The sequence below is a fragment of the Rhizobium sp. CCGE531 genome (assembly GCF_003627795.1).
In the GTDB taxonomy this organism is placed as follows: Bacteria; Pseudomonadota; Alphaproteobacteria; order Rhizobiales; family Rhizobiaceae; genus Rhizobium.
The window spans coordinates 1811147-1832002 of sequence record NZ_CP032684.1 but is presented as its reverse complement, the minus strand read 5'-3'; the positions used below and the strand labels follow the sequence as shown (position 1 = coordinate 1832002).

12 protein-coding genes are annotated in these 20856 nt (G+C 60.7%); 9 read left to right on the top strand and 3 right to left on the bottom strand.

From position 1 onward, the window contains the following. The 9 genes from CCGE531_RS08970 (at position 1) to CCGE531_RS08930 (ending at position 18294) form a co-directional block, all read left to right on the top strand. Entirely contained in the window at positions 1–3402 is a 3402-nt protein-coding gene (locus CCGE531_RS08970) for a UvrD-helicase domain-containing protein (protein WP_120663843.1), read from the top strand. An 81-nt stretch (positions 3403–3483) separates the two neighbouring features. Beyond that, a complete protein-coding gene (locus tag CCGE531_RS08965) occupies positions 3484–4239 on the top strand; it encodes a multiubiquitin domain-containing protein (protein WP_120663842.1) in 756 nt (251 codons plus the stop codon). Further along, positions 4214–5386 (top strand): ThiF family adenylyltransferase, encoded by a 1173-nt coding sequence (locus CCGE531_RS08960; RefSeq protein WP_120663841.1) that lies wholly within the window; start codon positions 4214–4216, stop codon positions 5384–5386. The genes CCGE531_RS08965 and CCGE531_RS08960 overlap by 26 nt, the downstream gene beginning before the upstream one ends. After that, positions 5383–5826 carry a DUF6527 family protein gene (locus CCGE531_RS08955; protein ID WP_120663840.1) on the top strand — a complete coding sequence of 148 codons (444 nt, stop codon included), beginning with the start codon at positions 5383–5385 and terminating at the stop codon, positions 5824–5826. The genes CCGE531_RS08960 and CCGE531_RS08955 overlap by 4 nt, the downstream gene beginning before the upstream one ends. A gap of 166 nt (positions 5827–5992) precedes the next feature. Next, entirely contained in the window at positions 5993–8647 is a 2655-nt protein-coding gene (locus CCGE531_RS08950; RefSeq protein ID WP_120666655.1) for a PD-(D/E)XK nuclease family protein, read from the top strand. Then, positions 8647–12045, top strand: a complete 3399-nt coding sequence (locus CCGE531_RS08945) for a UvrD-helicase domain-containing protein (RefSeq protein WP_120663839.1) — start codon at positions 8647–8649, stop codon at positions 12043–12045. The genes CCGE531_RS08950 and CCGE531_RS08945 overlap by 1 nt, the downstream gene beginning before the upstream one ends. Positions 12046–12156: 111 nt before the next feature. Beyond that, on the top strand, positions 12157–13323 hold the full coding sequence (locus tag CCGE531_RS08940) for a DUF6361 family protein (protein WP_120666653.1): 1167 nt from the start codon (positions 12157–12159) through the stop codon (positions 13321–13323). Beyond that, a complete protein-coding gene (locus CCGE531_RS08935) occupies positions 13313–15175 on the top strand; it encodes a phospholipase D family protein (RefSeq protein ID WP_120663838.1) in 1863 nt (620 codons plus the stop codon). Before CCGE531_RS08940 ends, CCGE531_RS08935 begins: the two co-directional genes overlap by 11 nt. After that, positions 15172–18294 carry a helicase-related protein gene (locus CCGE531_RS08930; RefSeq protein ID WP_120666651.1) on the top strand — a complete coding sequence of 1041 codons (3123 nt, stop codon included), beginning with the start codon at positions 15172–15174 and terminating at the stop codon, positions 18292–18294. The genes CCGE531_RS08935 and CCGE531_RS08930 overlap by 4 nt, the downstream gene beginning before the upstream one ends. Before the next feature lie 70 nt (positions 18295–18364). On the opposite strand, the gene CCGE531_RS08925 is transcribed toward CCGE531_RS08930, so the two are convergent. The 3 genes from CCGE531_RS08925 to trbG are packed head-to-tail and all read right to left on the bottom strand — an operon-like array spanning position 18365 to position 20849. Continuing rightward, positions 18365–18619, bottom strand: a complete 255-nt coding sequence (locus tag CCGE531_RS08925; protein WP_120663837.1) for a DUF2274 domain-containing protein — start codon at positions 18617–18619, stop codon at positions 18365–18367. Further along, positions 18616–19812 carry a TrbI/VirB10 family protein gene (locus CCGE531_RS08920; protein WP_120663836.1) on the bottom strand — a complete coding sequence of 399 codons (1197 nt, stop codon included), beginning with the start codon at positions 19810–19812 and terminating at the stop codon, positions 18616–18618. The genes CCGE531_RS08925 and CCGE531_RS08920 overlap by 4 nt, the downstream gene beginning before the upstream one ends. Beyond that, entirely contained in the window at positions 19809–20849 is a 1041-nt protein-coding gene (trbG, locus tag CCGE531_RS08915) for a P-type conjugative transfer protein TrbG (protein WP_120666649.1), read from the bottom strand. The genes CCGE531_RS08920 and trbG overlap by 4 nt, the downstream gene beginning before the upstream one ends. Positions 20850–20856 lie beyond the last annotated feature (7 nt).

Sequence of the window (20856 nt, the reverse complement as noted above, 5' to 3'; positions counted from 1 at the left end):
ATGGAAAGCGTGGAGCTTGCCAGGCAAGTCGCCGCCGAGCTTCACGCTCATCTGGTCGAATCCGGAGTCGATCCCTGGTCACCATATGACTTGGTTGTCGCCGAGGCAAAGCGACGGGGGATCGACATTGAGCCTACTGCGGCAGGTGCGGCTGTGCTCAACGGCGGTCGCGCGACCCTCATAGCCGCCGACGACCTGATCCTTCATGAGAACGTTGGTTCTTTGTTCGAAAGAGCTTTCCTTGTTGCGCACGAGATTGGACATGTCGAACTTGGCGACGATCCAGATGATGCGCCTGTGCCGGCAATCGATCCAGCTCGCCCCGCCGAGCCGTCACCGGTCGGCATTGATCGGGTTGTCGACTATGGGCGAAAACAGCGCCGCGAAGTTCAGATGGATTTGTTCGCTCGCGAGCTGCTGCTCCCGCGCAACGTCGCGCGGGCACTTCATATCGACGAGGGCCTGTCGGCGGCCGAGATTTCCACGAAGCTCGGCGCACCATTCGAGGTCGTCGCGCAACAGCTATTCGATGCCTTGCTCCTGCCGCCGGTGCCGTCAACGACCGAGGCAGCGCATGCGGCACGGTCGTTGAATCCTCTGCAAGCGGCGGCAGCGGCACATCGCGGCGAAGCTTACCTGCTCGAAGCGGGCCCCGGCACGGGCAAGACCCAAACCTTGGTTGCGCGCGTCGAAGGCCTTCTGGAAGACGGCGTTGATCCGAGGCGTATCTTGCTCCTGACCTTCTCGAACAAGGCGGCGGGGGAAATGGCCGAAAGGATCGCACGCAAGCGGCCCGAGGCAGCCGCCGCAATGTGGATCGGTACCTTTCACGCCTTCGGCCTCGATATCATTCGTCGGTTTTATGCGGAACTCGGCCTGCCGAAAGACCCGCGGATGATGGATCGAACCGAAGCGGTCGAGCTCCTTGAGGAGGAGTTTCCGCGCCTGAGGCTTTCTCACTATCGCAATCTTTATGATCCCACCCAGATCATCGCCGATATGCTGGTTGCCGTGTCGAGAGCCAAGGATGAGGTGGTCGATGCCGACACCTATGCAGTGCTCGCCGACGCCATGCTGTCAAAGGCGAGTGATCCGGAGGCACGCGAAGCGGCAGAGCGCGCCGTCGAAGTCGCGCGCGTCTACGCGGCCTATGAGCAGCTCAAGCGCAATTCGAACTGTGTCGACTTTGGCGACCTTGTCGCGCTACCGGTTCAACTGCTCGAGAAGGATGCGCCTATCCGCGCGACACTCCAGGCGCAGTACGATCACGTCCTTGTCGACGAATATCAGGACGTCAATCGCAGCAGCGTGAGATTGCTGAGCGCGATACGCCCCGATGGCGATAATCTCTGGGTGGTCGGCGACGCCAAGCAGTCGATCTATCGGTTTCGGGGAGCGTCATCGTTCAACATGACACGCTTCGGGAAGGAAGACTTCGCCGGGGGCAAACGCGGTCGATTGAAGCGCAACTATCGCTCGGTACCAGAGATCACGACCAGCTTTTCCAATTTCGCCATGAAGATGCGAGCTGGTGATGCAGATAGCGGCCTTGATGCGGAGCGAGGCGTCAATGGTCATCCGCCGGAACTGCACACGGTTCGGCGAGCCGAAGAACAGCAGGTCGCTCTGGCAGAGGTGATCGAGGAACTGCGACGCGAGGGGCATGCCTATCGCGATCAGGTGGTCTTGTGCACGGGCAATGAAAAGCTGTCCAGGATAGGGCAAGATCTTGAGCGGCTCGGTGTGCCGGTTCTCTTCCTTGGCAGCCTGTTCGAGCGAGGGGAGGTCAAGGACCTGCTTGCACTCCTCTCGATACTCGTCGACCGGCGCGCCATGGGCCTTGTTCGCATCGCATGCTGGCCGGATTTCGCTATGTCTTTCGCGGACGTCGCGGCTGTGTTCGCCTATTTGAGAGCAACAGATCCCGCTCCGGCAAGTTGGCTGCAGAGTCTCGCCTCCATCCCAGAATTGAGCGAGGCAGGCCGTCGGGCGCTGGGGAACTTGGCTGTTGCTCTGGATGGATTCGGCGACGCCGCCTCGCCGTGGACAATACTCGCGACGCTGCTTCTCGATCGCACGCAGATTACGGCACGTCTCGGAGCATCGTCGGACCTCGGCGATCGCACACGCGGTATTGCGATCTGGCAGTTCCTGAATTTCGTGCGCGTACAACCCTCGGGACGCGGGCTGCCTGTCACGCGCCTGCTCGACCGCGTGCGCAGACTGGTGCGCCTGGGCGACGACCGCGACCTGCGACAGCTGCCGGCAGCAGCACAGCATCTCGACGGCGTGCGACTGATGACGATCCACGGCGCCAAGGGCCTGGAATTCGAAGCTGTGCATATCCTTGGACTTAACAGCGATACAATCCCACGGACGCCGCAGGCTCCACCGTGCCCGGCGCCGACGGGCATGATCACTGGCGCGGACGGCAGCGCCCTGGATGCATTCCGGGCCGGCCAAGCTGAGGAGCAGGAATGCCTCTTCTATGTTGCGTTGTCACGCGCTCGCAACCGCCTGTTCCTCTATGCACCGACAGAGAAAAGCAATGGGCACAATCGGCCACTCTCGCCGTTCCTCGACCGCCTCGGGACCACGTTGATGCGCCGCACGATCATGCCAGCTCGCCCCCTTCCCCCGGCCCCAGACGCGCAGAGCGTTGAAATGATCGTCGACGGGCGGCTTCGCTTTAGCGGACCGCAAATCGCTCTTTATGAGTCATGTCCACGTCGCTTTTTCTACACGCATGTCCTTCAGGTCGGTGGACGTCGAACCACGACTGCCTTCATGCAGCTGCATGAGGCAGTCCGCTCGGTGGTTGGGGCGGTGGTCGCGTCCGGCTTGTCTCTTTCGGAGCGGGAGCTGCAAGATCGAGCGGAAGCAGCCTTCGTCAGCCAAGGGCTTTCCGATCATGGTTATCGTGCGGAATTCCTCGATCTCGCCATGGCGATGCTGCGCTTCTTTTTGTCCAGCCGCGCGGGAGCGGTCTTCGAGGTGCGCACCGCAGTCAGTCTCATAGTTGGAGGTGAGGAAATCCTCGTCGAGCCGGACGAGGTGCTGGTGCGACCCGATGGAGTCCGCGCGGTTCGCCGCATTGGAACAGGTCACATGCGATCCACCGAGGGCAAGGATGTCGGGGCCGCGGCCCTAATCCTCGCCGTCAAGCAGGCCTTCCCGGGCGCCGTCGCAGAGTTGGTCCACCTTTCGGACATTGAAGCGCATCCCCTATCCCTGTCCGATCGTGAATTGTCGGGGCGTAGAGACAAGCTTGCAAAGTTTCTAGGCGAAATTCGCGGGGGGCGGTTTCCTGCCACGGTTTCCTCATTCACATGCCCGAACTGTCCCGCTTTCTTCATCTGTGGTTCGACCCCGCAAGGGCCGCTGAAAAAAAAGTTTGCCTGACCTTACCGGTCGGCGAATGTCGCTCCGATTGGATCCTTAGAGCCGCGGCGTCGCCGCGGCGAAAACATAAGGACCCAACGTATGACTACGGAAGAACTTCTTGAATATGACGATGTCGGAGACGCCCTGCGCGAAGGCCGGGCGCTTCGACCGGCGCGGGGATATCGGTTTCTCCTTGCTGAGGGCGACCTCAATTTTCAACAGCGTCATGTGAGCGATCCCGTGCCGCTCGGCCGGCAGGTGCTGGAGGCCGCGTCTCTCGATGCTCGGCACGGCTACAGCCTCTTTGCGATCTTGCCGTCGGGCGAATTCGAGGATGTACGCTTGAATGAACCCTTTGACCTGCGCGAGCGCGGGGCTGAGCGCTTCATTGCTTTCCAGTCGGATCGCGAATTCAAGCTGACCCTCAACGACGACGAAATGCGCTGGGGCAAGCCCGTCATCAGCGGTGCGGTCCTTTATGGACTGGCCAAGCCGGGAGACAACGAGGCGGTATTCCTCGAAGTTCCGGGCGGCGAAGATCGCTTGATCGAACAGAACGAGCTGGACGACCTGACGGTCGCTGGCATCGAGCGTTTCATCACCGCGCCCAAGCCGCCCGTGACCTTTGAGATCATCGTCAATTCGCGCCGCCGCACGGTGGACGCTCGGACGGTGGCGTTCGAGCAGGTCGTCCAGCTCGCCTTTCCGGGTCAGCACGAGCCGAATGTCGTCTTCTCGATGACTTATCGGCACGCGGCGTCGGCCCCCCATGCCGGAGAACTCGGAGCCGGCGGCTCTGTCGATGTCAAGAAGAAGGGTACGGTATTTAATGTCACGCGCACTGTTCAATCGTAATCCAGACCTCAAGCGCCTGCTGGACGAAGGCTACTTCGTCCAGCAGCAGGGCGGCTATCTCGTAATGCGCGAGATCCCTTATGTCGACGAGCGCCGACAGCTGCGCATCGGCACCTTAATCTCCAGCCTTACATTGGCCGGAGATCAGACACGTACGCCGGACACGCATGTCGTTCACTGGGACGGTGATTTCCCTTGCCATGCCGATGGCGTTCGAATTGAAGGGATTTCGCACGTGAGCGGCGCCTTCAACCTTGGCCATGGTTTGAAGGCAACGCACAGCTTCTCAAGCAAGCCGGAAGGCGGCTATGCGGACTATCACCATAAGATGACAAGCTACGCGAACATCATCGCGGGGCCGGCGGCAGTGCTGAAGCCCGGTTCGACCGCACGCACCTTTCGCGAGCCCGAACAGGAGGAAGAGAGCGTGTTCAACTACGTCGAGACCGCCTCCGACCGCGTTGGTATCGGCGCGTTGACAGGACGGCTCGTGGGCGAGCGCATCGCCATTATCGGGCTCGGCGGCACGGGCGGCTACATTCTCGACCTTGTCGCGAAAACACCGGTTTGCGAAATCCGGATCTTCGACAGCGATGAATTTCTCACCCACAATGCGTTCCGCGCGCCAGGTGCTCCCAGCCTGGACGAGCTCCGGGACGCGCCCAAGAAGGTCGAATATCTCAAGCGCATTTACAGTCGCATGCACCGCAACATCGTAGCGAACGATGTCGCTCTGAACGCTGACAACCTCCACCTTCTCGACGGCGTGACCTTCGCGTTCCTTTCCCTTGATGCGGGTGAGGCCAAGCAGTCGATCGTGGAGAAACTCCAGGCAATCGGCGCCGGTTTCATCGATGTCGGGATGGGTCTTGAGCTTGATGAAGGCTCGCTGGGTGGCATCCTGCGGGTGACCGCCAGCACGCCCGAAAAGCGGGATCACGTGCCGCAGCGCATTTCCTTTGTGGGCGGCGGCGCCAAGGACATCTACGCCTCCAACATCCAGGTGGCCGACCTCAACGCACTCAATGCCGTTCTCGCGGTGGTGAAGTGGAAGAAGATCCGCGGCTTCTATCGCGATCTGGAGCAGGAACACCACTGCACCTACACGACCGACGGCAACATGCTGATCAACGGAGACCTCGCATGATCCGGTACCAACGACTTGAGCACCGCTTCGTCGAACATATTCCCGAGCGTCTGCAGGCTGGTGTCCTCTACGTGTCGATGGACTATGCGACGTCAGCCCATAGTTGTTGCTGCGGCTGCGGCGAGGAAGTGATCGTCCCCTTCACACCGACGGACTGGAAGATGACATTCGACGGCGAAACCATCTCCCTTCGTCCGTCGATCGGTAATTGGACGCTGAAGTGCCGGTCACATTATGTGATCGATCGAAGCAAGATTATCGAAGCAGGCCCGTGGAGCGAGGAACAGGTCGAAGCTGAGCGTCGTCGCGATCGCGCCGCTAAGGAGCGTTTCTACGGCCAGCCGGCAAAGGTCGAACCTCCTGCCCATACCGCTCCGGCAACGCCCCAGCGCGGTATCTGGCAACGGATTTGGACGTGGATATCAGCACCTAAGCAATAAACCTGTGAGTTACATTGCGGCGCAAGCATATCGCGCCAAAGTCTACTTCCAAACCGTTGCTTGTACCTCGTAAGAAGGACCGTGCGGCCTGAAAAGCGGGCGTTCGCGCGGTCCGACGGCACAGCGAAACCGACCGGGAAACGGGTTGATGAGGAAAGGAAACATCATGACCACTGTAAGTCGGTCAACACTTGTCGTCCATGGCCGCCTCGCTATGCGGGAAGCCCGGCTTGCGGCGGCGCGAGACGGTCGTCACGGCCTCCAGATCATGTCTTTTGAGCAAGCCGCTGTGCGACTTGCAGGCGGCTTCGCCCGGCCGATTGACGAGGAAAGCCTGCGCACGGCCATCCAGGTGGTTTTGCCAGAAACGTCGATGGGCGAACTCGAAAGCATCAAGATGCTGCCGGGCATGATTGGCGCGGCGGCCGACTCGCTGCACAAGGCATGGCGCGCAGGCATCGAACTCGCAGCTCGGGCAGGCGACCATCCGCGTCTTGGCGCCATGGCTGGACTGGAGGCTGCGGTCCTTGCGCAACTTCCGGACGGAATGATGCGCCCCGTCGACATCGTCGGCATTGCAAGCAGCCGCATTGCTCACGCACCGGCGATTTTCGGCGACCTCGAAATCGTCGGTCTGACGGAACTGTCTCCGTGCTGGCGTCCGCTGGTCAAGCAGCTTGCCGAGCGCATCCCGGTGCGATGGACGGCCGGACCGCGCTCCGTTCCGGCCTGGCTCGGCGATTGCGGCGTGACCGTCGCCCATGGTAGGATCGAAGAGCCGGCTGTCCGTTCCATTAGTTGCGCGACCGCCTACCACGAAGCTATTGAGGCGATGCGCTGGGCGCGTGCCTTGCTCGCCGCGGGCATCTCGCCTTCCGAAATCGCCATCGCGACGGCTTCTCCGGCCGATTATGACGACCACTTCCTGGCCTTGCGCGCCGACGCCAATCTCGACCTGCATTTCGTTCACGGCGTTGGCGCCGTCGCGACGCGCGAGGGACAGGCGGCTGCGGCACTTGCCGACGTCGTCGTGCGCGGGCTCACGCAATCACGTCTGCGCCGCTTGGCTTCGCTGTGCCGAGAATCGACGCCGCTGTCTGGTCTTCCCGACGGATGGCTGCGAGTGCTGCCGAGCGATGCGCCCTTATCGACAGCTGCCGCGTGGAATCGTCTGCTCGCACGACTCAAGCCGGAAGATTGGCCCGATGGCACGGATCACGTATCAGCGTTGCGGGCAGTGGTTGAGTTACTGGCCAAGGGACCAGATGCCGCAAAGGAGATAGGCGAGGTTTTCCTCAAAGGCAGGGCGCTGTCCATCTGGCGCAAGGCGCTGCTTGCCGGGCCTGCCACGTCCGTTGACGCCACCCTTGATGCATTGAAGCAGGACGACGGGCTGCAGGCCTGCGTGTCGGTCGCGTGGATGCCGGCAAGCGCGCTTGCCGCATCGCCTCGACGCTTCGTTCGGCTGATCGGGCTCAACTCTTCGCGTTGGCCGCGCGGGATTGCTGAAGACAGGCTGATACCCGATCACATCATCCCGACTGGCGACCTTGACCCTCTTCCCGTCAGCCTCGCCGATCGCAGGGATTTCGAAACGATCCTTGCGACCACCTCCCGTGAGGTGGTGCTTTCCCGCGCCCGTCGTGACAGCGACGGCCGTTTACTCGGCCGCAGCCCGTTGTTTGCCGCCTACGGCGATGAAGCTTATCTGCGCCGCAACGCAATTCCTGAGCATGCCTTCAGCGAAACCGACCGACTGATGGCTCGCCCGCGGGAGTTTGCCGCTGATCCTCAGGCGATCGGCGCCCGCAGCTGCTGGCGGGACTGGCGCACGGCCGACATCACCGCTCATGATGGCCTCGTCCAGCCTGATCATCCACTCATTCTCGCTATTCTCGCGCGGACCCAGTCGGCCAGTTCGCTGAAAACCCTGCTGCGCAGCCCGCTCGGTTTTCTTTGGCGCTACGCGTTCGGCTGGAAGTCGCCGCAAAGCAGCGCTGAACCGCTGGTGCTTGATGCGCTTGCGGCCGGCGACCTCATTCACTTGGTGCTTGATCGCGCATTGCGGGCTCTTGAAATGGCCGGTGGTCTGGCTTCCGCCAATGCGTCCGCCATCGAGAGAGCCGTGGCCGAGGCTGTGGACGCGGTCGCGATCGACTGGGAAAGCGAACGCCCCGTTCCCCCCAATGTCATATGGGGCCGAACACTTGCTGACGTTCGCCTTCTGGCTGGTCAGGCGCTTGCCTATGGCGACGTGCATCTGCCGGGCAGCCGTTCCTATGGCGAAGTGCCCTTTGGTGGGTCAGAACCCAAGTCGACGGCAGAGCTACCTTGGGATGCCACCTTGCCCGTGGCAATTCCAGACACTGGGTTTTGCATCGCCGGCTACATCGATCGGCTCGATATTGCCGGCGACGGAAGCCGGGCGCTGGTTCGCGACTATAAGACCGGAAAGCTTCCCAAAGGCGAAATTCGGCTGAACGGCGGACGCGAACTCCAGCGCTGCCTCTACGCTTTCGCTGTGAAGGCGCTGTTGGGCGATCATGTAGCGATCAGCGCATCACTGCTTTATCCGCGCGAAGCGATCGACCTTCAGCTCGATGATCCAGAAGCCACGCTGACGGAAATTGTCCAGCATCTGCGGGCGGCGCGAAGTGCATTTGCGAGTGGCGCCGCCTTGCCCGGTCCGGATACGGGCAGCGATTATGACGATCTAGCTTTCGCTCTGCCGGCCAATGCCAGCGCCACCTACTGCAAACGCAAGCAATCCGCCGCGACCCAGCGGCTTGGCGAAGTCGCTCTGGTGTGGGAGGCGGAATAATGGATACCATGCAGAGAATTCTCAAGGACGATGACGCCAGGCGCGATGCCATCAGCGGACACGACCGTTCGATCCTGGTTGAAGCCGGCGCGGGTTCGGGCAAGACCGCGGTCATGGCAGGGCGCATCGCAGTCATGCTGGCGCAGGGTGTTGCACCGCGCGCTATCGCGGCAGTTACGTTCACGGAACTCGCCGCGAGTGAACTCCTTTCCCGCGTGCGGGACTTCGTCACCGATCTCGCCGCAGGTCGCATTGCGCCCGAACTCCGCGTCGGGCTGCCGAACGGACTGTCGCAAGCGCAGCGCGAGAACCTCATCGTCGCGAGCGCGGCCATCGACGAGATCACCTGCTCGACCATCCACGGCTTCTGTCAGCGTTTAATCAAGCCCTACCCTGCCGAGGCGGATATCGATCCCGGTGCAACCGTCATGGACCGCAACCAGGCGGATCTCACCTTTCTCGAAATTGTCGATGACTGGCTGCGAGAACGCTTGTCGGGCAATCAGAGTGGGATCCTCGCCGAAATGGTGTTGCACAGTCCTGGCGAGACCGTGGCGCTCATGCATAAGATCGCCGAAGCTTTGCGCCGACGCAGGAGCCTCGTCGCGCCAGCGGTAACAGCACTTGCCCAGCATTTGCAGGCATTTCGCCAAACGGCCGATAGCCTCTCTGCCTTCATGCGGGCAGCCGGCGTCACCGAGCCGGAGACCGAGGTCTACGCGGCTCGCTTTTCCGAAATGGCGACGCGCTTGCCAAATTCAGCTGATGCATCAACGCCTGCAGGTCTCGTCGGACTGTTAGTCTCACGCCCCCATCCCGATCTGTGCACCAAGGCTGGCGGCTTTTCATCTTATCGCAAGAAGGGCAAATGGGTGGCCGCGGCGAAGCAGGCAGGGCTTTCCAAGGCCGACGGCGACCGGCTGAATGATGCTGCAGAGAGCCTTTTTGATGCCTGCTGCGCCGCCTGGACCGCGCTTCTACAGGCCGCGTCCGGCCAGGTGCTCGCGACGCTTATCGATGAGGCAAGACCAATCCTGGAACGCTACCGAGAGCGCAAGCGCGCCAGCGCCCAGCTCGATTTTGATGACCTCATATACGCTGCCCGTGATCTGCTCCGAGACCACGAGGCGGTACGGCAGGCGCTTGGACAGCGCTACGCCCGCGTTCTCGTGGATGAGTTTCAGGATACAGACCCCCTGCAGGCGGAAATCTTCTGGCGCCTGTGTGGCGATGCTGCAGACGAGGCTCAGGATTGGACCAGCTTTCGGATTCGTCCCGGCGCGCTCTTCGTTGTTGGCGACCCGAAGCAAGCAATTTATCGCTTTCGCGGCGCAGACGTCGGGGCCTATGTCCAGGCGCGCGCGGCCTTCGCGGCACGGGATGCAGACGGCCTGGTGTCAATCTCGACCAATTTCCGCTCCTGCGCCTCGATCCTCACATTCGTCAACGAGCGCTTCGAGGCGATCCTGTCAGCGGATGGACAACCCGGCTTCACGGCGCTCGACCCTTTCCACAACGATCGCGGCGAAGGCCTTTGCGTCGCCGCCCTCGACATTGCAGTCGCGGACGCAGACGGCAAGGCCAGCGCCGAACAGCAGCGTGACGCGGAAGCCGATGCCGTGGCCGAACTGTGCGCCCGCTTAATCGGCAGCCACCACATTTTCGACCGAAAAAGTAGTGAGGACCGGCTGTGTCAGCCTGGCGATATCGCTCTCCTTGCCCCGACCGGCGCGGACCTGTGGCGCTATGAAGAGGCGCTGGAGCGGCGGGGCATTCCGGTGGCGACACAGGCTGGCAAGGGCCTTTTCCGCCGGCAGGAGATTCAGGATCTCATTGCGCTGACCCGCGTGCTGGCAGATCGCCGTGACACCCTGGCACTGGGTGCGCTATTGCGCGGCCCACTTGTCGGGCTGAGTGAAGAAGAGCTGCTGGACATCAGCTGGACCTTGCCGCGCTCGAAGGACGAACCCAACCGGATTCCTCGTCTCGATCTTGGCGTCGATCCGGCGGATATCGGTCATCTTGTAGCTCGCGACGTGCTTCAAAAGCTGCAGGCGCTTCATCGGCGTAGCAACGGCACAACACCACACGCGCTTCTTTCGCAGGCCATAGATGTATTGCGCGTGCGTCCTATCCTCCTCGAACGACACCGCGGCCAGGCCGAGCGCGCGCTCGCCAATGTCGATCTCTATCTCAATCTGTCGACGAACTATCCGGTCCGCGGCTTGCGGGCATTCTCCGAGGCGATGACCGCGGCTTGGACCGACGAGGCCCGCGCCGTCGAGGGCCGGCCAGACGCTCAGGAAGAAGCCGTCGCGCTCTTCACCATGCACGCGGCCAAGGGCCTCGAATGGCCGATCGTCATTCCCATCAACACAATGACCGGTGTGATGCCGCCGGACAGCGCGGTGATCGACCGGCAGAACGATACGTTCTACTGCCCAATTCTCGGGGTCCCGCCGACCGGCTATGAGACCGCGCGGCAGGCAGAAAAGGACGAGCTCGACCGTGAACGCGTACGTCTCTGGTATGTCGCCGCGACGCGTGCCAGAGAGTTACTGGTTCTTCCGCGACTCGACGTGACGCCTTCAAAATCGGCATGGATCAGTCTCGTCGACTTGTCGATCGCAGCGCTCGCCGCGCTGGACGCGTCGCACCTGCCGCCGGATCCCGTTGTGGTCAGTGGCGGCCCGAGCAACGACCAGACGCGCGAGGCCTTCGCCGCCGAGGCCGGCGCGATCGCCGATCGGCAAATGCGCTTGACATGGCTTGCGCCAAGCCGCGACGAGAATGCGGCCGGGGCGATACTGCAGGAAGAGGAACCGGATATCTGGAGCGGATCAGACCAAGGTGCGCCGACCGAGCTCGAAACACCCGCCTCCCCGCAGGGTGGTCGCGAGCGCGGGCTTATCCTGCATAAGCTGATGGAAGAAGTCTTGACCGGCGAAACCGACGACGGGCCCGCGGCGCTCGCCACGCGCGCCGAAGAACTTATCCGCGCGCTCGGCAAGGTTCCGGTCGCCAATTCGGCCGCCGGACTCGTGCCGGAAGAACTGGGCGGCTGCGTTAGCCGGACGCTGGCGCTGCCGGAAATCGCGCCCCTGCGGTCAAGTCTGCTTGCCGAGTTTCCCGTTTATGCCCTCCGTGCAGAAGACAATGAAATTGTCGCAACGGCAGGCATCGCGGATGCTCTTACGGTCAACCACGAAGGTCGCCCTGTCGTGGTGGTCGATTGGAAGAGCGATGTGGATCCAGATGCAAAGACACTGGACCAGTACCGGGACCAGGTTCATGCCTATCTCGAAATGACAGGTGCCGAGCTGGGCCTGATCGTGCTGATGACGAGCGCGACCGTAATCGCCGTTAATCCCCCAAAGGCGCCCCTGCCGCCATCTTGACGACGAGATCACCGCAGCCTGCGGAATGCCTGTTCGGCTGGTTTCTTAGCGGTGACAACACCGCCGCAGGAGCGAGCCGCCGATTTTAACTTACTGCCCAGACGGATGCACATGTCCTACCTTGCTTGGATTGATTTCGACCCGGAGGAACGTCGACGCGCTCAAACGCTCATCGATCTCTTCAAACAACCGGAAGCTCGCGACGAGTTGGGTTTAGGAACCGTGCGCGATGGCCTTGCCGATCTTCTTTTTCCAGGGACCAGCACCATCCAGACACGGCTGCGCTATATGCTGTTCATTCCGTGGACCTATTGCGAGGCGCAAAGCCGCAAGGCAACGCAGGCAGAACGGACGAATATTGCGCGCGATCTTGAATTTCGGCTGAGCGAAGCGTTGCTTCGCGGCGGTGAGACTGTCGGTGTGATCGGCCGTGATGCCGGCCGAGACCTCAAGCGACTTGCCTCAAGTGTGTACTGGGCGGGTCTGAACAGTCTTGGTATCCGCACCATGATGGGTTCGCAGGCAACCTTCCTGTCCTATGGTCCTGAAATTTTCAAGGATCACGACCTTAAGCTTTGGTCATCAAGCCTGCCAAAGGCGCCTGCAAATCTGTTTGAGGAGGCAACATTCGCTTTGACGCCGAAGGAAGCGGACTTCCTGCGCGACCGCATCGCCAGTAACGCGAAGCCGAGCCTGCTGAATGAACTGGCTGCGACGGGCAAGTCCTTCAGCCAGGATTGGCCATGGCAGGTGAGCGAGAGCACCATCTCAAAGCCCAATCGCGCGCTATTGCGCCACGCGGAGAGATTTTCCGGCGTGATGTATGGCGCAAGCTTGCTCTACAATCTCTTGCTAGCGCTGCGTGCCGCAGAGCGACCGCACGCGAAGAAGCACGGTGATGCACCGGCGCTGATAGAGCATTACCGCTCGCGTCTCGACGATTGGAAGACCAACCTCGAATTCCTCGACTTGAACAGCTGGGATCTAGACGATCTCTTTAGCCTGATTGGAACGACCAGCCACACTCTGACGAAACCGTCCCGAGACTTTATCCGAGCATGGGTATCGATAGCCCGAGAGGGGGCAAGGTACCTGGAAACCGATAGTTCCGCCATCGACCTCTTGAAGCTTCGAGAACAAAGCCTCAAGCGATTGAAGGCGCGGCTTTTGCATGATGCACCGCTGGAGAGGTGGTCGGGCGCCTCCGGCGACGCGCGTCTCGATTTCAGGTGGGGAATTTCCAAAAACTATCTTGGAGAACTCGCCGATGCCGGCTGAACCCGCCTTTCACCCTGAAAATCGTCAGCTCTACACGGCACTCATGCGGGCGCCCGATCAATACCAGTTCGACAACGCCGTAGCGACGACCTACTCTCTCGATTTCGAAACTGCCCTCACCATTCCAATCACAATCGTTTTTCGAGATGCCGAAAACCGCGACGAGATGATGCGAAGCCCGCTGGCTTTGCTGCAAAGCGTAGAGCGAATGGCCGGCAAAATGGCTATTTACTGTGATCGGGGCCGCATTAAGGAGGCTCGCCCGAATGCAGCACGGCTGACGGCACTGTACGAGAAGACGATCATCGAGGTTTCGGCTCCAGGCGGCGGTGCTTTCCATCCCAAACTTTGGTGCATTCGTTTCAAACCTGAGCGCGAGGGGCAGCCTACGCGTATACGGCTTGCGGTTCTTTCCCGAAATCTGACGAATGACAGGTGCTGGGATTTGGCTCTTTGCCTCGATGGCAAGGTTCAAGAACATGTCAATGATGACAATGAACCGATTGCGCAGCTTCTTCGTGCCCTTCCGGGCCTGGCAAATTCGGCCACTCGTCCGGCGGCGCCAAAATTTCTTCCATCGCTATTGCGCGACCTAGAGCGCTGCACCTGGGAGGATCTCCCTGCGGGGGCGACCAAGGTTAGCTTTGCTGTCAATGGTCTGAATTCAAGCGTATGGGCTCCGCAAAAGGGTGATCGCCTTGCTATCCTGTCGCCTTTCGTCAGCGGTAACGCGCTTACACGCCTCTCCCAGGGTTACGACCAACCCTCCGCCTGTCAGCTTGTCGCTCGCGCTGAGGAGCTAGACTGCATCAAGCCTGACGTTCGCAAGCATTTTGAGATACAGACGCTAGATGACCGGGCGACACGATATGAGGAAGAAGATCGTGACGACCCAGGGGCCACCGATCTCGAAGGTCTGCATGCCAAGGTGTACATCGTCGAACGTGGCTCCCGTCTGCATATCCACCTTGGCTCTGCCAACGCAACATCTGCTGCACTGGTGCCTGCCCAGGGCGGTCGGACGCAAAACGTGGAAGTCATGGCGACCCTTGATGGTCCCAAAAGCCGAATGGGTTCCATTGCAGAGACACTATTCTCGGACGGGTTTCAGCGCCTTTTGACGCCCTACGTGCCGTCAGCGCCAGTCGAGCAGGACGCTACTGCCCTTGCTGAAAAGGTCCTCGAGAAATTACGCACCAAGATCTCAGCCCTGCCGCTCGATCTCCACTGTACACAATTGGCTGAAGGGGTTGGCCTTGAACTGGCCGTTGCCGGCAACACAGCGCCGATTGAAATTCCAGCGGGCGTGAAATGTTTCATTCGGCCAATCACGGTTGCCAATGAACAGGGCTACGACGTAGCGCCGCTGCTCTGTGGTACAGCCGCGAGGATGGCTGTCAGCTCTGTTCCGTTGAGCTATGTCACGCGTTGGCTGGGGATGCGGCTCCGGGACGAGGAAACGGGTGTGTCGATTGCATTCACTCTGGGCGCCCGGCTCATTGGCCTGCCCGACGGACGGGACGCTGCAGTGCTGCGCGCGCACATAGCCAATGTCGAGAACTTCTTCCGCTATCTGAGCATGCTTCTCGGAAGTTTGGGTGAAGGCAGTTTCCTGGAGAGCGATAAGGCAGGCGAGGGTCAGTGGCTTCGACGCCTTGGTCAAGGTGGAAACGCGCTGCTGGAGCCAATGGTGCGGGCTCTGGCGCTCGCTGGTGACGAGCTTGCTGAGATCGATCAGCTTATTGAACACCTGAGAGACCCCGACACGGGCAAGAGCATCGTCCCCGAAGATTTTCTAAAGTTGTGGGCCAGCTTTGCGCCGCTCGCGACGACCAAGGGCACCCGAAAATGACCTATCAAGCAGACGAGCATCTGACGCTGCTCAAGCCCTTTCAGCGGGCCACGGTCAACTATGTGTTTCGACGTCTTTTCACCGACCCGCGGACGACGAGGCAGTTTCTCGTGGCCGATGAGGTTGGTCTAGGCAAGACCATGGTGGCCCGAGGCGTCATTGCGAAGGCGATTGAAGAGCTGACCGGCAAGGTTGATCGTATCGACGTCGTCTACATTTGCTCAAACCAGGCGATCGCCGAGCAGAACATCAAGTCGCTCAACGTCATCGGTTCGGCGACAAAACCGTTGAACACCCGCCTAACCTTGCTGCCACTGGAAATCGAGAAGGACGGCGGAATTGCCTCCCGACCCATAAATCTGATCAGTCTCACCCCGGGAACCGCACTTGATCTGAAGTCATCGCTCGGTACCGCAAAGGAGCGCGCACTCATTTACGAGATGCTGAGGAAGAGGATCGGCATTCGACACAAGGGCATACAGCGGGTTTTCCGCGGCGGTGTCGATGCCGAAAACTGGCCAGGCTGGACCGACTGGATGCGTGGTCAGAAAATATCTGAAGAAATCGCCAGGATTTTCAACGTGGCTGTCGCAGACGATTTCATAATGCGAATTCGTGCCGCCTCGGAATTGGCTAGGAGCAAAAAGAGTCCAATTTATCCTCCTGATCAGCGGCCGGCGGTCATGATCGGAGAGTTGCGCCGTATCCTGGCTCGGATTTGTGTTGATGCCTTGAGTCCGGATTTGATAATCCTTGACGAATTTCAGCGGTTTGCCGACCTGCTGCACGAGCACGATGAGCAGTCGGCGCCCGAAAAGGCCGCCGCGGCGGAGCTCGCTCGTGCTCTCTTTTCCTACTCCGGCGCTGACGGCTCGAAAGCGCGCCTGTTGCTGCTATCAGCTACACCATACCGCATGCTGACATTGAACAGTGACGATCCGGAAGAGGGCGATCACTACGGTGATTTCTTGCGTACCATGCGCTTCCTGTTCGGGGAGGAAGATGGTGAGGTGCGGATTAAAGAACTCGAACGGGAGCTTAAAGGCTTCCGCCGTGCGTTGCAGGCAATGCCCGAGACGAGGGTTCACGCCCGTGTCCAGCGCGACCGGGTCCAGCACATTCTGGGCGAGGTCATCGCCCGGACCGAGCGCGTGGATTCCACCGACGACCGCAACGCTCTGGTCAAGGAAACCAAACCAGAACTGACAATCGAGACGGAGGATCTCAAGGAGGCGAAGGCTATTGGCCAGGTGGCGGCCATCGTCAGCGCGCCGGGTATCGTCGAGTATTGGAAGTCGTCGCCATACCTGCTCAATTTCATGCGCGACTACAAGCTTCGTCAGAAACTGCAGGCGCTGAAACTGCAGCCCTCCAGCGAACTGCGCAGCGCGATCAAGGCGGCTGCTCCGTTCCTCATCAGCAAGGAGCAGGTTGAGACTTATGCAGAGGTTCCGCTGAGAAACGCGAGGATGCGCGTGGTGGCCGACACAGCCTTCGAGCATGGACTTGATCGCGCGTTGTGGCTTCCACCGTCTCGCCCATCATACGGAGAGCAGGTCCCGGCAACGAAGTCGCTCATATTTTCAGACTGGTCCATGGTTCCAGACGCGATCGCTGCGCTTCTGTCGCATGAAGCAAGCCGTCGCATGGGCATGACAGGCGATCTCGTTAGCCGCACCAGCCGCCCAATTGGCATCGAGGAGATGATGCCAATGCTATGCCCGTCCCCTACTCTGGCGGCTTGGGTAGACCCCTTGGCAATGGAACGCCAGCTTGGACGTGCGACAAGCTATGATGAGCTGCGCCGCCAGGCGGTTGGAGTGCTTACCGAGCGCATCGACGAGGAGCAACTATCGCGTCTATCCGGGAAATCCGACCGACTCCTCCCCCTCAATTTGGAAGACAATCTGGGAAGGAGCGTGGACTGGAGCAGGGTGGGTGCTATTGAGCACGATGGTCACGAGGAACACGGGGCTATGGCACGCACCATTGAGGTGCTCACGAACGCGCTCGAAGCCGAAGATCACTCGGACGATCACGATGTCCGAGATATCTATCACAAACTCGCGGACTTTGCCCTTGGATCACCGGCAACCTGTGCTCTTCGAGCACTTGGCCGTCTATGTCCGGAACTACCACTAGACCATCCTGCTCTTCTCGAAGCGTCAGTCTCGATCGCTCTCGGCTTCCGGACACTGTATAATCAGGCAGAAAGCCGGGCATTGTTGGAGGAAACTTCGCCCCTGAATTATTGGCGCCAGATCATTGCGCATGCCGCAGGGCACGACTTATCGGCAGTCTTGGATGAGTATCTCCAACTCGTACTTGAAGCTGAGCGTGGCGTCGAACTGGTAGCGGACAAACGAGCAGCCCTGATTGCTACGAAGCTCGTCGAAGTCGTTGCCTTGCGGCCGGCTCAGATAACGCTTGATCACTGGACCGCTGGGCGCTCCCGCTTGCACGACAAGACATTCGAGGTGCGTGCGCGTTTTGCGATGCGATTTGCGACAAAAGCAGAGGATGAGAAGGGCGTTCGCCGCACGACGCTCGTGCAGGCTGCGTTCAAATCGCCTTTTCGTCCGTTTGTTCTGGCGACGACTTCCATTGGCCAAGAGGGGCTGGATTTCCACCCCTATTGTGCCAGGATCGTCCACTGGAACCTGCCGCGTAATCCCGTCGACATCGAGCAGCGGGAAGGTCGGGTTCATCGGTTCAAAAACCATGCTGTCCGGCGCAACATTGCTGCCAGGTTCGGCGATTTCGCCCTGAGCGAGGATGGTCATATCGCACCGTGGGAGGGCATGTTCGAGGCCGCCCGGAAGCTAGAGATCTCCGAGGGCCACGCTGGCGATATCGTGCCTTTCTGGCTGTACCCCGGCGAAGAAAAAATTCAACGCGTTGTACTCATCCCCCCTTTCAGCAGAGAGGTCGAGCGCTACGACAGCTTGAAGAAATCACTGGCGACCTATCGATTGGCATTCGGTCAGCCCCGCCAAGATGAATTGATCAACTTGTTTTCAGGCTTCGAGTATGATGTGGTTACAGAATTAGCCGACCTACAGATTTCACTCAAGCCAGCGGCTGAATCGAATCTAACCGCTCAGTTCGCTGATAGTTGATTGGCCAAGTCCCTTTCTATGTCGGTTTTTTTGCGCGAGGAAAGCCGCGGCCAAAAGGCAATCGCGACCATCATGTTGCGGGAGCTCTGTTCTTCGGCTGGATGGGGTAACTTCGCTTCGCTTTTCTAAAATCCCGATCACTGGACATAAACCGATCGATCATCGGCACAATCAGTTTAGCTGGCTCCGGTGCGGTGGCCTCCCCGTTTGCCTTCGCCAAAATCGCCGCATAGGCCTGCAGATCCCGAAACACCGCCGCTGGCAGTTCTACGGTTAGCTTCACGGGCTTATCATCCGGAATGGTGGAGAGCTTCAACTTGGTCATGTCGGCACCTTCGCGGCTCCATAGGGCTGCATCACAAGATCGCGATTCACGATAACGCGGACCGGAAAACCTGGCCGGATCGTGAGCGTCGGCTGGATATTGAGTTGCCGGCTGACGATTTGCTGGCCGACATTCGACGCCGTCCCCTGCGCGCTTTCCCGTATCGCCTGCGCGATTTCGCTTTCCTGGTCGTCGCTGCCGATCTGCGTGCCGACACCGAGCAGGGTTGAAAGCACAGCCGCCTTGAACAGCTGCGCCCAATGATAATCGACCTCGTCCTCGAGCCCGGAGAAGCCTTGCGGATCAGCCCCCTGCAGGCGCTCGAGCACGATGGACGTGCCATCCGGCATGACGACGCGGTTCCAGACGAGCAGCACGCGCGACTGCCCGAAGGCGACCTGGCTGTCATACTGACCGATCAGTCTCGCGCCCTGCGGAATAAGCAGGTGCGCGCCGGTTGGGCTGTCATAGACGTTTTCCGTGACCTGAGCGGTGATCGAGCCCGGCAGATCGGACTTGATGCCGGTGATCAGGGCAGCGGCAATCACAGATCCGGCCTGCAAAATAAAGGGAGAGGATTTTTCCTGAACGCGATCCGGACTGACAGTTTGCCGGTCGGCTTCGGCATTGACGAAGGCGAGCTTGCGGTCCTGCATGTTCTGGGCTGAGCCCGCGTCGAGCGGCGGCGTGGCATCAGGCTGCGTCAGCACAGCATTGGGGTCGGTCGCGCTCTTGCGCGTATCGAGCGCCTGATTGTCGGCGTTCTCGCCACGGCTGTCGGTAAACAGCTTGGCGAGACGCGCGGCTTCGATTTCGGCCAAGCGCCGCTGCTCCTCCGGATCGACGCGCGGCGTCTGGATGGTTGGTACAACGACGGGCTTGCCTTCCTCTTGCGCCTTGAGGATCGGGCGGCCGAGGTCGCCGGGGAGCGCCGGTCCCAGTTTCGGGATGCCGGTATAGTCTTTCGGCAGATTGGCGAGCCCGTCTGCCGGCGTACGGTTTTCGGTGTTGTAGAGTTCATCCGGCGTCTGATTGCCACGCCGGCCGGTGTCGAGCGCAAAAAACAGGGCCGCAGCGATAGCGAGGCTCGATACGGCGCCGAGACCGATCAGCACCTTTCGCGACAGGCGGGTGACGCGCGCCGGCTCCGGCCGCAGCCGGAACTCCGCCTTAAGATCGGACGGACCTGTCATCGGCTTTTCTCCGAGGAGAACAGTGCCGTGCGATTGGCAATCCGGCGGCCGTCGGTGCGCACGATGCGCACCCGGCGCTGGCTGTCCTTGTCGCCGAGCCGGAGTTCGGCGGCGGCGAACAGCCGATCGACGACATAGTAGTTCTGCCGCGCACGGTAGTTCACGAGCTCGGAATTGCCGGAGGCGCCGATGACGAAGAGCGGCGGCATTTCGCCCTGGGCAATTCCGGAGGGGAATTCGATGTAGACCTTAGATCCGTCATCGAAGGCCCGTAGCGGCCGCCAGGGCGCGCCATCGCCTTCGATGCGGTAGCGGAAGTTGAGCTTTGAGATGTCGATGCCCGCCGCCACCGCCTGAGTTTCGGCGGCGCGGGTGTTCTGGCGGCGAAGCGCGATCAGCTGATCGGCCGGATATTGCCAGGAGACAGAGGCCATATAGGTCTTTTCCGTCGAGCGCAGTTCGAGATGATAGGTGCGCAGGTTGGTGTTAATGACGAGATTGGTCTGGAGCTCCGATCGGGTCGGCTTGACGAGGATGTGGACCTGTTTGGCCGCGCCTGAGCCACTTTCGGTATCGCCGATGATCCAGCGCACGGTGTCGCCGGCAGCCACAGGGCCGGCGCCGACAAGCTCTTCACCCGGCTGCAGCGCGACGTCGGTGACCTGGCCAGGCGCGGCATAGACCTGATAGAGCGCGCCGATGGCGAAGGGATAGACCTGCACCGCGTTGATGAAGCCCTCACGGACTGGCTGCATGCGCGCCGCCTCGTTGGCCGCGGCGATCCGCGCCTTCGGATCGGACGGTTCCGGCTTCTTCCTGACCTCCTCGATCGGTTTCAACTGCCCGGGTAGCGGTAGCGGCTTTGCCACCTCGACCACCTTCACTGGACCGACCGGATCGGCAAGTTTCACCGCCGGTGCGGCATCGTCATAGTCGATCTCGGGCGGGATGTATTTCTTTGCGCAGCCGGCGAGCGCCGTAGAAGCGAGCAGCATTGTTGCGAACAGCGTGGCGCGGCCGGATCGGGTCTTGTTCATGGATTTT